Source organism: Flavobacterium sp. ACAM 123, from assembly GCF_000264055.1.
GTDB lineage: Bacteria > Bacteroidota > Bacteroidia > Flavobacteriales > Flavobacteriaceae > Flavobacterium.
This window is the reverse complement of the sequence record NZ_AJXL01000034.1, coordinates 1-13,312: the sequence shown is the minus strand read 5'-3', so window position 1 is coordinate 13,312 and position 13,312 is coordinate 1. Positions and strand designations below refer to the sequence as shown.

The window sequence follows — 13,312 nt, the reverse complement described above, 5'->3', positions numbered from 1 at the left end:
ATTATTTTTTTATACATTTACACATGACAAAATTACAAGTCGCAATTGATTTACTTACAACAGAAGCAGCATTAGAATTAGCACACAAAGTAGCACCTTACGTAGATATTATAGAATTAGGTACACCGCTAATTAAAGCGGAAGGTCTTAAAGTTGTTACTGCAATGAAAACAGCTTTCCCTGACAAATTAATTTTTGCAGACATGAAAATCGCAGATACTGGTTTCCTAGAAGCAGAGATTGCATTTTTAGCAGGTGCAGATTTAGTAACAGTGATGGGTGCTGTTGATAATGCTACCATAAAAGGAGCTGTAGAAGCTGCAGAAAAACACGGTAGAAAGGTAGTAGTTGATACTATCGGAGTTAAAAACAGAGTGGAAAGAGCTAAAGAAGTAACTGCTTTTGGAGTTGCTTTTGTAGAGTTACATGCTGGTCTTGACGAACAAACATTAGCAGGATACTCTGTACAAACACTTATCAGTGAAGGAAAATTAGCAAAAGTCCCATTTTCTGTTGCAGGTGGTGTTAGCATCGATACAATAAAAGACGTTGTAGCTGCTGGTGCTCATGTAGCTGTCGCAGGGGGTGCCATTTATGGTGCTGAAGACCCAGCTGCTGCTGCTAAAGCATTAAAAGAAGCTATAAGCAGTGTAACTGTAGCGTAATTAATGAATGAAGGCTGGAATTTATAAATAAATTCCAGCCTTTTTTTTTGCAATAATAAATTTAGATACTAATTATGAAAACATTCGATTTTGGTATAGTTGGACTAGGGGTCATGGGTCGTAATCTGCTGTTAAATATGGCTGACCAAAAACATGCTGTAGCAGGTTTGGATTTGGATACGGAAAAAGTTTTATCCCTGACACAGGAAGCTAATTCACAACAACATATTAAGGCCACTACAGAAGTGAAAGATTTTATAGAGCTTCTAAAACAACCAAGGGCTATTATGGTATTAGTTCCTGCAGGTAAGCCTGTAGATACTGTCATTCAAAGCCTACTTCCCTACCTAGATAAAGGAGACATTCTTATCGACGGTGGAAATACCTATTTTACAGATACCGACCGTAGATTTACAGAATTATCAGCCAAAGGGATCCATTTTTTTGGAATGGGTATCTCTGGTGGTGAAAAAGGTGCACGATTTGGCCCGAGTCTTATGCCCGGCGGTAATAAAGAAGCCTATGAAAGACTACGGCCTATTTTTGAATCCATAGCGGCCAAAGTGGATGGGGAACCTTGTGTAGAATATTTGGGTAACGGATCTGCTGGAAATTACGTAAAAATGGCTCATAATGGAATCGAATACGGTATTATGCAGCTTATTTCAGAGATATACGATCTTATGAAACGAGGATACGGCCTAGACGATACAACAATTCAAAAAATATTTGAAGACTGGAATGATACTGAACTTCAATCCTATTTAATTGAAATTACAGGGCATATTTTAAAGAAAACAGATGCTGACGGCCAGAAGCTGATAAATGTAATATCTGATTGGGCAAAATCTAAAGGAACCGGAAAATGGACTTCTCAAAATGGGATGGATTTAGAAGTACCGTTGACCACCATAGACGCTGCGGTTGCAATGCGTTATATGTCGAAAAATAAACCGGAAAGAATTGAGGCTTCCGCGAAATTAGTTTGGAATGCAGAACAAGGTAACACTGATTTGCCTTCGGTTATAGAAGCACTAAAAGGAGCTCTACATTTTTCTATATTAATAACCTATGCACAAGGATTAGCATTGTTAACTAAAGCTTCACAAGAGTATAGTTACGACCTGAACCTTGAGACCATCTCTAAGATTTGGCGCGGTGGTTGTATTATTCGCTCTGTAGTGCTTGAGGATTTCCGCCAGGCTTACGCCAAAAATGGTAAACTAAAAAACATACTGCTTGATGATTCTATCGCGAAGGCAATAAACGAGAATCAATCTAGTATTAGGTCTACGGTACAATTCGCAGTTCAAAAAGGGATACCTATTGCGGGCTTAATGAATTCTTTAGCTTATTTTGATGCTTATCGATCCGAAAAACTTCCTACTAGTCTTATACAGGCGCAGCGTGACTATTTCGGGGCACATACTTATGAGCGCATTGATACGTCCGGTATATTTCACACAGAGTGGAATGAATAAATTTTAAAAGGAACAAAATGAATAATGTCAATACTATAAAGCCCACCGTCATTCTTGTCTTTGGGGCAACGGGCGACTTAGCAAAAAGAAAGCTTTTTCCGGCTTTTTATAATCTTTACCTTGATGGTCGCATGCCGGAAAAGTTTAAAATTTTAGCGCTAGGAAGAGCAGAGAGAAGCGATGCATTATATAGAAACCATGTAAGCGAGAACCTAACAGCGTTTTCCAGAAATAAAATAGCTACAACAGAAGCCTACCAACAATTTGCTTCTCATATCAACTATTTGCAAAATGATATAGATCAAGAAGAATCATATCAAGTGCTGAAACAAAAGTTGGACGGCATAGATTTGTCTTTTGGCGAACGTGCCAACAGGCTTTTTTACTTGTCAATAGCGCCATCTTTCATTGAAACAATAACAAACAATATAAAGAAAATGGATCTTGCTGCTAATCCTGCTCAGGACCGTATCATTATTGAAAAACCTTTTGGATACAATAAAAGTTCTGCTGTGCTTTTAAATAAGTTATTGTCACAGACTTTTAAAGAGGAACAGATATACCGCATCGACCATTATTTAGGCAAAGAAACAGTGCAAAATATCCTAGCTTTCCGCTTTGGAAATTCGATGTTTGAGCCGCTTTGGAACCGTAACTTTATTGATTCTGTCCAAATTACTGTCGCAGAAGAAGTTGGTGTTGAAGATCGTGGCGGGTTTTATGAAGATGCCGGCGCACTCCGTGACATGATACAAAATCATCTGATGCAAATTTTAACTATGGTAGCGATGGAAGCTCCTACTTCATTGCAAGCAGATGAAATCAGAAACCGTAAAGCTGACGTTTTAAAAGCGATACGACGTATAACTCCAGAAGAAGTAGAACATTACACGGTGAGGGGTCAATACGATAAGGCATCCATAAAAGGAAAACCAGTACCCGGATATTTGCAAGAAAAGGGAGTTGGGGCCAATTCTAACACTGAAACATTTGTAGCCATGAAATTTTATCTTGACAACTGGCGTTGGCAAGGTGTTCCTTTTTACGTTCGAACAGGCAAAAGAATGGAGAAAAAACAATCCTCGATCGTTATACAATTTAAGCCTGTACCCCATTCTACTTTTTCTTTTGGTAAAGAAGGTATGATGCCAAACCGTTTAATTATAAATATTCAACCAGCAATGGATATTAGGCTGCAGTTTATGACAAAAAAACCTGGCTTGGCACTTTCGCTAAAACCTGCAGAGATGGTTTTTGATTATTTTTCATGTTCCACTCAATCACCTGAAGCTTATGAAACATTAGTATTGGATGCTTTGCTAGGAGATCCAACTTTATTCATGCGCTCAGATCAGGTTGAAGAAGCATGGGATGTAGTAACAACAATTCAGGAAGCCTGGGAAAACGACAAGTTTTCAAGTTTGTATAAATATGAAGCTGGGAGCTGGGGTCCTGAAGAAGCAAATAAATTACTTGCCCGGCAGGGACATGAATGGGCCTCAAACTCACTAAATGACGTAGAACTAGAAGAAAAAGAAGTAGCAGATGGTAAGTATTTTTAGTAGTAAAGAAGAAATAACAGCTCATGCAGCCAATATATTTGTAGCTGCGGCACAAAATGCAATACAGAAACGGGGCCGCTTTTTAGTAGCGCTTACAGGTGGTTCATCGCCTATATCTATCTACAAGCTTTTAGCGACACCTCAGTACAAGGCCAAAATAGATTGGAAAAATGTTTTTGTTTTTTGGGGTGACGAACGCTGGGTTCCGCTTGATGATGAACGCAGCAACGCGAAAATGTCATCCGACTCTATGTTAAATCATGTTGGTATACCAAAAAGCAACTTGTTCCCAATGTACAAACATGGCTTTTCACCGGAAGAATATGCTTTGAAATATGAAAAATTGATAAAGAGTCATACAGGAGAGCATGGACAATTTGACCTGATTTTATTAGGAATGGGCGATGATGGTCATACCGCTTCACTTTTTCCAGGTGAAACCGTATTGAATGAAAATAATAAATGGGTATCAGCTTATTATCTTGAATCGCAAAGTATGTATCGAATAACCCTAACTGCGCCTTTCATTAATAGAGCGAAGGAAATTGTCGTAATAACTTTCGGAGAAAGTAAAGCGCATGCATTAAACGAAGTTTTATATGGTGATTATAATCCCGAAAAATATCCTACACAACTAATTAAACCCTTGGACGGAAAATTGTTATTTTTGACTGATCAGGCTGCAATAAATAGATAAACATCATCAAACAAGTTTGTGCTTACTGCTGCTTCATAGTTTTTTAAAATCACCGTTTTTCCTCCAAGATCTTGCATCAATTTAGCAGGAAATTTTGTTGAAGTAAGGGGCAGGAATGACGGCTATTATTTTCATGGTTATGTATTTTTGCTTCGAAGGCTTTTTTTTAGTCATTTATCTTTTTAAACATTGTTATTTCGACGACGGAGAAATCGCATATCCTAAGTATCTGATGAGACTACACATTCTTTAAAATTATAAAAATATACCCCACTTAGTGAAACTGAGGTTTATTTTTTTTATCTAAATCAGTATACTGTTCTTTTAAACTAGGTTTTAATAAAATTTCAGCGATGGGAATTTCATACACAATACAATGTTCGTCCTTTATTTTTCTAGGATAATTTCTGGGTCAATTATATTTTAATGCTTCAGGTTTACTAATTCCTTCAAATGGATTTTTCATCGACTTCAATATTTATCGTGCTCATAAACTGACTTCTAATAATAAAAAAACAATCCTCCTTTCGAAATTTATTAAAACTCTAATCCTTGGTTTTATTCATAGAAACTTTTTTTAAATACTTATTAACTGGATTTTCAAACCAGATTAAACTTATATAACTTATTATAAGTGAAATGATTAATATAATTAAAATGATTAAATATTCATTCGCAATATGAAGGATCGATTTATTGAACATTATAAAGTATTTCAAAACTAGCTGATGAAACATATAAAAACCAAAACTTATTTCGCCAAGTAAAATTAAGGAGCGATTAGATAATAATCTTGAAAGTACTCCTTTTTGGAAGGCAAAAACCAGTATTAAAAAACTCATAGGTAACCAATAATAAATAGAATAGCGAACTACTAATGGAAGCTGGCTGTGAAAAATAAAAAAAACAACTAACAAGGCAATCGAACTAAATTCCAAAGCATTATAATTAAGTACGTTGCTTGTGTTTTTTATTTTTAAAAATAGTTCATAAAGAAGTATCCCTACGATGAAATCAAAAACCCTAAAAAACGGATTAACATAGAATAGGTTTTTATAATAGATTGCAGGGATTACTAACATCAATATTGGCAAAAAAAATAAAAATGGGATCAATACACTTTTGCTATATTTATGCATTTTAATTTTCGATATTAAAAAGATTAAAAAAGGAAACAGCAAATAGAAAAAAAGCTCATTCGAAATACTCCAAGATGGAGAATTAAAAGAAAAATATATTTTCTTTATTGGAATGAAACTTTGGGTCAATGTCAAATTGAAAAACAACTGTTTCAACCAAAGTGAGATCTCAAAATTAGCATTTTGAATCGTCAAGGGTACAGCAATTAGCAGAGATAAAAAATGAAGCGGGTAGATTCTGGCAATCCTGGCAATATAAAAATTAGATTTTGATATTTTTTGATTTAGAAACGAGTCGCGGTAATTATAAGCAAGAATAAAACCACTCAAAATAAAAAAGAAACTAACCCCAATATATCCTTCCTTCAATATCGATTCATGAATCCACCGTAAAGTGGATGATTTACTTTTTGCTAAAAAAGTCATATGATGCACAAATATCATAAATGCAAAAAAAAAGCGTAAGGAAGTAAGCGGTTTAATCATTTATTTTCAAAATTATATTTTGATGTGACAGCCATAAATTAAAATCATTCCACAAACGACTCATCTTTAAAACCGATCAAATATAATTTATTTTTTGCTCTAGTCATAGCAGTATATAGCCAGCGGATATAATCTCTGTCAATTCCGTTCGGCAAATAAGGTTGTTCTATAAAAACGGTATTCCATTGCCCTCCTTGGGATTTATGACAAGTAATGGCATAGGAGAATTTTACTTGCAAACCATTAAAATATTCATTGGCTTTTACTTTTTGAAATTGTTTAAATTTGGTTTCACCTTCATAATCTTTAAGTACTTCCTGATACAATCTGTTGGATTCTTCATAGGTCAACGAAGGTGATTCGCTTTTTATGGTATCTAATAATAGTACTGTTTCAAAAGGCTTTTGATCTGGATAATCAATCATCCTGATTTTTACATTAGCAAACTTAAATCCGTACAGTTCCTTGATATTGAAAATCTCTAATACTTCAATGATATCACCATTGGCAATAAAACCGGCATGATCAGAGTCTTTCAACCAAAAATAATTGTTTTTAACCACCATAAGAAAATCGCCTGATGACAATTCGCTTTCTTTGTCTAATATTTTAGTTCTGATTTGTTCATTGTATTGATTTGCTCTTTTATTCGAGCGAACAATAAAAGCAGTATCTTCTATACTGTAATTACTGTAGGCTGAGTTGATGGCGTCTTGAATATCATACCCATCGGTCAAGCGGACGATGTCTTTAAACTTCTTAACGTCAAACTGAAAATCAGTAATGAAGGAATCTTTTAATAACTCTCGAAGTTCCGTTGCATTATATAAAATTCCAGAATCTTCTTCCTGACGCATGACTTCGTCAAGCTCAATATATTCCACTTCCTTATTATAATTCAAACTTAAAGTTTGGGTATCTAGAGCTGGACTAATATCTAAATTTACAGGAGGCAATTGAGCTGTGTCTCCAAGCAGAATCATTTTGCAATTAGTTCCTGAATAGACATACGAAATCAAATCATCAAGCAAAGAACCGTTTTCGTAAAGCTTAGAATCCGAGTTAGTATCCGAAATCATTGAGGCCTCATCTACTATAAAAATAGTGTTTTTATGTTTATTTTGTTGCAAAGTAAAAGAAACTCCACCGCCAGAAGACTTCTTTGGAAAATAGATTTTTTTATGAATCGTAAAAGCAGGTTTGTTCGAATAATTGGCAATCACTTTTGCCGCACGTCCAGTTGGCGCGAGCAAAACATATTTTTTATTGATGTCGAGAAGGTTATTTACAATCGTAGAAATCACGGTCGTTTTACCAGTTCCCGCATATCCTTTAAGAACAAAAATAGTGTCGTTATCAGTTTCAGTTAAAAAAAATAGCTATTTTTTAGAAAAAAAATATCCTGCTTATAAGTAGGAATAAAAGGGAATTTATTTTTTAAAAGGCTATAAAACAAGGAGGAATTCATCTGACATATTTTAAATGCAAAGTAAGCGTTTTCAATGTCAAAATCAATAGTAAAACTCAATTTCAATTTTAATATTTCTTAATTTTCTATTACAATTACTTTTGCGTTTGATTTTTGCAATTGATATTGTTTTTTAAATTTGTAAGTTTGCCATCGCATTTAATCCTTTCCGTTTAAGGCGGACAGGATGGATTATAAATCAGATTATGTCTACACAAAACACAAATATTACCGAAAAGAAATATAAAAAACTCTCCATTCAAGTTTCCTTGACCGGATTGTCTTTTTGCTGTTTTGACACACTCAACAATACTATTACATCCTTCAATGAAGTCCATTTTGATTCTTTTCATAAAGGGATTAAAATTGAAGATTTATTTTCGAATGCATTTAGGGATTACCCTGAGTTGAATGAAACCTATGATGATGTATTGATTATACACAATAACAATCTGTCCACATTTGTTCCCGCTGCTCTCTTTGACGAGAATTTCCTTGGAAGTTATCTGCAATACAATACCAAGGTTTTTGACACTGATTTTTTTGCATACGACGAAATCAGTAATTACCAAATCAACTCTGTTTACATTCCATACGTCAATATGAACAACTTTTTCATTGATCAATTTGGCACTTTCGATTATAAGCATGCTAATAGTATACTTGTGACAACCCTTTTGGATGCATCCAAAAATATTGATGATAAGAAAATTACGATTCATTTTACTGAAGGGCATTTTGAGATTATTGTAATCCAAAATCAGAAGTTGTTATTATTCAACTCTTTTGATTATCATACTCCCGAAGATTTTATATATTATGTTTTGTTTACGGCAGAACAATTAAACCTGAATCCTGAAAACTTTGCATTAGAGTTGATAGGGAATATAGACAGCGAAAGTGATTTTTTTTAAAATAGCATACAAATACATTCGTAACGTTTCGCTTATTGACGTCAACGATTTACGATGGAATAATTATTTTTCTGAGGCCGAAAACAGAAATCATTTTATACTTTTCAACTCATGAGAATCATTTCAGGAAAATACAAGGGAAGACGCATCTCTCCCCCAAAAGGATTACCCGTTCGCCCCACAACCGATATGTCTAAGGAAGCATTATTTAATGTAATCAACAACCATTTCAGTTTTGAAGGCTTGAAAATTTTAGACCTGTTCGCAGGAACCGGAAACATCAGTTATGAATTTGCCTCCCGAGGTAGCGCACCGATTACATCAGTAGATGCCGATTTTGGTTGTGTAAAATTCATCAAACAAGTGGCGGCCGAATATGATTTTAATATTGCAGCAACCAAAAGTGATGTTTTTAAATTTCTGGAAAGAAACAATGCTAGTTTCGATATTATTTTTGCCGATCCTCCTTACGCTTTGGATCAAAAGATTTTCGAAAAAATAGTATTGCTTATTTTCGAAAAAAACACCCTTAATGACGATGGAATGATGGTAATCGAACATTCAAAGTATACGAAGTTAGACCACATGGATAATTTTTCTTTTAAGAAAACATATGGAGGTTCTATTTTTAGTTTTTTCGAATTAAGCTCTGGTGAAGAAGAATTAGATGCTGATCTTTTTAAAGAAGACGAAGAAGAATAGTAATTAAAGAACTTAATAAGTAGTAAAGCCCTCGTTTTTACGAGTGCTTTTTTATTGGAAATGAAACTTTTTTACTGCTGTTCACTGCAATAATAAATAGCATTAATTAGCTCTTAGAAACCTGTGCTAATTTATCCAATACCATTTTATAAGTAGGCAATTCCATTTCATATTTCAGTCCTTCATTCACCACAAATTCAGTCAAAGACGCCAATTCAAATTTTCGACCAGCCAATACATCGCGATGCATCGATGAAGTTGCGTCTTTTGGTGTTTTTTCTAATTTATGAATGGTTTGCATAACAATATCGTTCGGTAAGTTCAATCCTTTAACGGCAGCTAACATGGTGATCTCATATAAGAGTTCAACATATATTGCTCTGCTTGTATTGCTGTTAATGATTTCGCCTATATTTTGATTTAAGTAGGATGTAGCTGAAGCCAAAGCGGAAATGAAAATAAACTTCTCCCATACGGTTTCCTCGATAGTGTCCACTAAGTAACTTTCTATTGATGCATTTTTAAAAATAAGCTGCAATGCCCTTAACTTGCCTATTGGTGCTGTATCAGACCCAAAATACAATTTTTCATAAGGTCCCATTTTTTTAATGACTCCCGGGGATTGAATCATGGAAACGATATACACACAACCTTTTAAAACTTCATTATCGGGATAAAGAGTACTTATTCTTTCTGGCGCATCAACACCGTTATATAAAGGTAGAATAACTGTGTTTTTAGTAATGCATTTTTCTAACAATAAAAGACTCTCTTCAATGTCATACGTTTTCGTGGCACAAATAAGATAATCGAGTTTTCCGATTGTTTGAGGATCATGAGAAACAATACTTGGAAAGGCAATGCTTTCATTTTCGTCAGTGATGATCTTTAATCCCGAGGCTACAATTGCTTTTTCGGTTTCACCACGAGCAATAAACACAATTTCGAATTGATCCAATTCGGCATAGGCTTTCGCCAATAATCCACCAAAATAACCACCTACTCCACCCAATCCTAAAATTCCAATTTTTGTTAGCATAACTACAGTTTACAATAAAAATCAAACCATTAAGAAATTGAGAAAATTAAGCTTATTGACTTAATGAAACTTAATTTCTTAATGGTTCCTTTTAGATTTCACAATCCCTTTTTATTAATTGTTGAAAAAAAACAGACCTGTAAGCCGGATTCTGTATCCCGATAAATCAGGACCCTTATCATTTATCTAGATCATACATTACTGTATGACTCAAGCTATCTACCCTTCAGCAACGGACGAGAAGCCCTTAAATGCTGATATACTTGATATTTCACCGCATAGAGTTTACCTGGTTTCACTACAGCATTACCTGTACATACTTTCTGTTGCACTTGTCCTAACCTTGCCTTTGCAGACAAAACCGACGGGGGTTACCCGCTATGCTTCTCTTAGGTGTCCGGACTTTCCTCCCTCTTGATTGCTCAAAACGACGATAAGGCGGTCTGTGCGGCGAATTTACAACAATTTTAACTTGAAGTCAAACATTAAATTTTAGTTTAACAGCTATTTTTCAAAGTCTTAATTTAAAATAGTTATCTTTAAGTATGTTTTAAAATTCCAATCTATGAAACCTATTTATCGTTATTCGACAGTTCCTGAAGTCTTTAATGTATGGAATGAATTGGGGTTTACTTATGATTATAATATTCATCAAGAAGGTATTATTCACAAACTTGCGCAACATCAAGTAAAACACATAAACAGGTACGAAGTAAATTCTGATCTAGGCGACCCAACAATAGTGTAAGAAATTATATCTTCCCAGCGTAAAAAAGGAGTTTTTGTTGCTGGATTTTCTGCAAAAACAGATAATGAAGCTGTACTTGTATTGTCTAAATTGTGAATTGAAAGTAGTGACAATGAATCCAGAACATAATTTAAGTCTGTTAATTCAAAAAAAATGAACTACAAATCACTAGTACTTTATAAAAATAAAAATTATGAATCAAATGTATCATTATGCCACAGTTTCAAAAGCCTTAGATGAGTTAAATGAAAATGGGTTCACCTATGATTTTAACCTGCATGAAAAGGATATTGCAAAAAACCCGAAAAAATATGAGATTAAACACATTTACCGGTATGAAGGAAATACTGATCCAGGGGATGAAGCAGTAGTATATGGTATCCAATCTAAATCAGGAAAAAAAGGAGTGTTTGTCGCAGGATTTGCTGCTAACTCGATTAGCGATGCGGCTCAAGCACTACTTAATATTGGCATAAAAAACAGGACAAAATAAAAAACAGAATTAGTAATTTAGCAACAAAGCTATTTTAGTATTTTGTCCCAATAACATTGAAATAGACAAATAAAATAGTATGGAAAAGAAGTATCATTATGCCACTGTATCAAAAGCATTAGAAGAATTAAAAGAAAAAGGATTTACCTATGATTTTAACCTTCATGAAGAGGACATTGTAAAAAATCCCGACCATTATCAAATTGTACACATCTACCGTTACGAAGGAAATTCAAACCCAGATGATGAAGCAGTAGTCTATGGAATAACTACGAAATCAGGTGAAAACGGTGTTTTTGTAACTGGTTTTGCAGCAAATTCAGTTAGTGATGCCGCACAAGTGCTAATTAAAATTAGTATTAAAGGCCGAAACAAATAAAATACGAGATGAGATCTGCCTAATCTAAAGGGAGATTTTTTTAATTGTTAAACTGTGAAAAAAAAATCAAAATTTGTGTAAATCGAATTGGATTGAAGTTTCACAGTTTTAATAAACTAGGAAATCAAACCGGTTTAGAAGCTTCATAATGATCATTAAAACTCCTTTTTTAATCACATTTATTAATAAAGAATATGAGAATTAATTTATTAATAATCATCAAGACTGCTTTCGGGTAAAATTCATAAATCCTCTATATGGTGAAGCACATAAACTATATTACATCTTTAAATTAGGATATTAACTAAAATTAAAGAGTTTTTTAAAAAGCTTCTATAAGTCCTGAAGCCTCAACTCAATTGCGCTGATTATGCTTCTAAAAGGAACTACTAAAACTCTTACCTCACTAATTTTGGAATTAAACAAAGTATCATTTTCATAATATAATGGCAATGACTATATTTGCCTTCGAAGAAAAAAATCTATGGAACAATTTATTGTATCGGCTCGTAAATATCGCCCCCAAACATTTAATGATGTGGTGGGACAAAAAGCGATTACCAATACTTTGTTGAATGCCATAGATAGCAATCATCTTGCCTCTGCCCTATTATTTACAGGACCTAGAGGAGTTGGGAAAACGACCTGCGCCCGTATCTTGGCTAGGAAAATCAATCAGCCAGGTTATGATGATCCAACTGAAGATTTTGCTTTTAATGTATTCGAATTAGATGCTGCCTCTAATAATTCTGTTGACGATATTAGGAGCTTAATTGATCAGGTCCGTATTCCACCACAAACGGGAAAATATAAAGTTTACATTATTGACGAGGTACACATGTTGTCTTCAGCGGCTTTTAATGCTTTTCTAAAGACATTGGAAGAACCACCGAAACATGCCATTTTTATATTGGCAACGACCGAAAAACATAAAATCATTCCTACCATATTATCGCGTTGTCAGATTTTTGATTTTAAAAGAATCACTGTAAAGGATGCTAAAGAACATCTGGCTGAAGTGGCAACTAGTCAAGGAATCGTTTTTGAAGACGATGCTTTACATATTATTGCACAAAAAGCAGATGGTGCTATGCGCGACGCTTTATCTATTTTTGATAGAGTTGTTTCCTATTGTGGTGCTAGCTTGACACGTCAGGCCGTAACTGAAAACCTTAACGTACTCGATTATGAGACTTATATCACGGTGACAGATTTAATTCTTGAAAATAAAATTCCTGAGTTATTGATGGCTTTCAACGACATTCTTTCCAAAGGATTTGATTCTCATCATTTTGTATCTGGATTGGCTTCCCATTTTAGAGATCTATTGGTCAGTAAAACACCTTTAACCCTGTCTTTATTAGAAGTTGGCGAGCAGGCTCAAAAAATGTACGGAGTACAGGCACAGCAATGCAGTCACGATTTTTTGTTGAAAGGAGTCGCTATTGCGAATGATTGTGATTTAAAATACAAACTAAGTCAAAATCAGCGACTGCTTGTTGAATTATGTCTGATGCAACTAGCCTCTATCACTTTTGA

12 protein-coding genes, 1 other RNA gene and 2 pseudogenes are annotated in these 13,312 nt (G+C 34.4%); 10 read left to right on the top strand and 5 right to left on the bottom strand.

What is annotated here, in order from left to right:
• Positions 1-23 precede the first annotated feature (23 nt).
• The 4 genes from hxlA (at position 24) to pgl (ending at position 4,405) form a co-directional block, all read left to right on the top strand.
• Entirely contained in the window at positions 24-665 is a 642-nt protein-coding gene (hxlA, locus tag A3SG_RS0108195) for a 3-hexulose-6-phosphate synthase (RefSeq protein ID WP_016989553.1), read from the top strand.
• Between the two features lie 74 nt (positions 666-739).
• Positions 740-2,146, top strand: coding sequence for an NADP-dependent phosphogluconate dehydrogenase (gene gndA, locus A3SG_RS0108190; RefSeq protein WP_016989552.1), 1,407 nt, complete (start codon positions 740-742; stop codon positions 2,144-2,146).
• A gap of 17 nt (positions 2,147-2,163) precedes the next feature.
• Positions 2,164-3,708, top strand: a complete 1,545-nt coding sequence (zwf, locus tag A3SG_RS0108185) for a glucose-6-phosphate dehydrogenase (protein WP_016989551.1) — start codon at positions 2,164-2,166, stop codon at positions 3,706-3,708.
• The gene (gene pgl / locus A3SG_RS0108180) at positions 3,692-4,405 is read left to right on the top strand and encodes a 6-phosphogluconolactonase (RefSeq protein ID WP_016989550.1); all 714 of its coding nucleotides are present in this window, start codon (positions 3,692-3,694) and stop codon (positions 4,403-4,405) included. Before zwf ends, pgl begins: the two co-directional genes overlap by 17 nt.
• On the opposite strand, the pseudogene A3SG_RS22290 reads toward pgl, so the two are convergent.
• The 3 genes and pseudogenes from A3SG_RS22290 to A3SG_RS19420 form a co-directional block, all read right to left on the bottom strand.
• Positions 4,399-4,540 (bottom strand): annotated as a pseudogene (locus A3SG_RS22290) (cytidylyltransferase domain-containing protein); the annotation flags it as partial. The gene pgl and the pseudogene A3SG_RS22290 sit on opposite strands and share 7 nt — an antisense overlap.
• Positions 4,541-4,950: 410 nt before the next feature.
• Complete coding sequence (locus tag A3SG_RS0108170; protein ID WP_029596684.1) at positions 4,951-6,030, bottom strand: acyltransferase family protein; 1,080 nt, start codon at positions 6,028-6,030, stop codon at positions 4,951-4,953.
• A gap of 44 nt (positions 6,031-6,074) precedes the next feature.
• A pseudogene (locus A3SG_RS19420) lies at positions 6,075-7,498 on the bottom strand (ATP-dependent RecD-like DNA helicase).
• A gap of 206 nt (positions 7,499-7,704) precedes the next feature.
• Here A3SG_RS19420 and A3SG_RS19415 point away from each other — a divergent pair.
• Both A3SG_RS19415 and A3SG_RS0108155 read left to right on the top strand, forming a co-directional pair.
• The gene (locus A3SG_RS19415) at positions 7,705-8,412 is read left to right on the top strand and encodes a DUF3822 family protein (protein ID WP_016989546.1); all 708 of its coding nucleotides are present in this window, start codon (positions 7,705-7,707) and stop codon (positions 8,410-8,412) included.
• 111 nt (positions 8,413-8,523) lie between these two features.
• Entirely contained in the window at positions 8,524-9,114 is a 591-nt protein-coding gene (locus tag A3SG_RS0108155; RefSeq protein ID WP_016989545.1) for an RsmD family RNA methyltransferase, read from the top strand.
• Between the two features lie 106 nt (positions 9,115-9,220).
• Here the strand turns inward: A3SG_RS0108155 and A3SG_RS0108150 are convergent, their stop codons facing one another.
• On the bottom strand, positions 9,221-10,153 hold the full coding sequence (locus A3SG_RS0108150; protein ID WP_016989544.1) for a ketopantoate reductase family protein: 933 nt from the start codon (positions 10,151-10,153) through the stop codon (positions 9,221-9,223).
• A 124-nt stretch (positions 10,154-10,277) separates the two neighbouring features.
• Positions 10,278-10,603, bottom strand: an RNA gene (rnpB, locus tag A3SG_RS20765) — RNase P RNA component class A.
• A gap of 115 nt (positions 10,604-10,718) precedes the next feature.
• Between rnpB and A3SG_RS19410 the strand changes: the two genes are divergently transcribed.
• From A3SG_RS19410 to dnaX, 4 genes are all read left to right on the top strand, one after another.
• Positions 10,719-10,901 carry a hypothetical protein gene (locus A3SG_RS19410; RefSeq protein ID WP_016989543.1) on the top strand — a complete coding sequence of 61 codons (183 nt, stop codon included), beginning with the start codon at positions 10,719-10,721 and terminating at the stop codon, positions 10,899-10,901.
• Between the two features lie 193 nt (positions 10,902-11,094).
• On the top strand, positions 11,095-11,394 hold the full coding sequence (locus A3SG_RS0108140; protein WP_016989542.1) for a hypothetical protein: 300 nt from the start codon (positions 11,095-11,097) through the stop codon (positions 11,392-11,394).
• A 79-nt stretch (positions 11,395-11,473) separates the two neighbouring features.
• Positions 11,474-11,773, top strand: coding sequence for a hypothetical protein (locus tag A3SG_RS0108135; protein WP_016989541.1), 300 nt, complete (start codon positions 11,474-11,476; stop codon positions 11,771-11,773).
• Positions 11,774-12,257: 484 nt separating this feature from the next.
• Positions 12,258-13,312: DNA polymerase III subunit gamma/tau (gene dnaX, locus A3SG_RS0108130; RefSeq protein WP_016989540.1), on the top strand; the 1,055-nt coding region annotated here is incomplete at its 3' end.

What these genes read in the sequence shown, in the direction of transcription:
- hxlA (WP_016989553.1), top strand. Translation starts at nt 24, where the DNA reads ATGACAAAATTACAAGTCGCAATTGATTTACTTACAACAGAAGCAGCA.
- gndA (WP_016989552.1), top strand. Translation starts at nt 740, where the DNA reads ATGAAAACATTCGATTTTGGTATAGTTGGACTAGGGGTCATGGGTCGT.
- zwf (WP_016989551.1), top strand. Translation starts at nt 2,164, where the DNA reads ATGAATAATGTCAATACTATAAAGCCCACCGTCATTCTTGTCTTTGGG.
- pgl (WP_016989550.1), top strand. Translation starts at nt 3,692, where the DNA reads ATGGTAAGTATTTTTAGTAGTAAAGAAGAAATAACAGCTCATGCAGCC.
- A3SG_RS0108170 (WP_029596684.1), bottom strand. Translation starts at nt 6,030, where the DNA reads ATGATTAAACCGCTTACTTCCTTACGCTTTTTTTTTGCATTTATGATA.
- A3SG_RS19415 (WP_016989546.1), top strand. Translation starts at nt 7,705, where the DNA reads ATGTCTACACAAAACACAAATATTACCGAAAAGAAATATAAAAAACTC.
- A3SG_RS0108155 (WP_016989545.1), top strand. Translation starts at nt 8,524, where the DNA reads ATGAGAATCATTTCAGGAAAATACAAGGGAAGACGCATCTCTCCCCCA.
- A3SG_RS0108150 (WP_016989544.1), bottom strand. Translation starts at nt 10,153, where the DNA reads ATGCTAACAAAAATTGGAATTTTAGGATTGGGTGGAGTAGGTGGTTAT.
- A3SG_RS19410 (WP_016989543.1), top strand. Translation starts at nt 10,719, where the DNA reads ATGAAACCTATTTATCGTTATTCGACAGTTCCTGAAGTCTTTAATGTA.
- A3SG_RS0108140 (WP_016989542.1), top strand. Translation starts at nt 11,095, where the DNA reads ATGAATCAAATGTATCATTATGCCACAGTTTCAAAAGCCTTAGATGAG.
- A3SG_RS0108135 (WP_016989541.1), top strand. Translation starts at nt 11,474, where the DNA reads ATGGAAAAGAAGTATCATTATGCCACTGTATCAAAAGCATTAGAAGAA.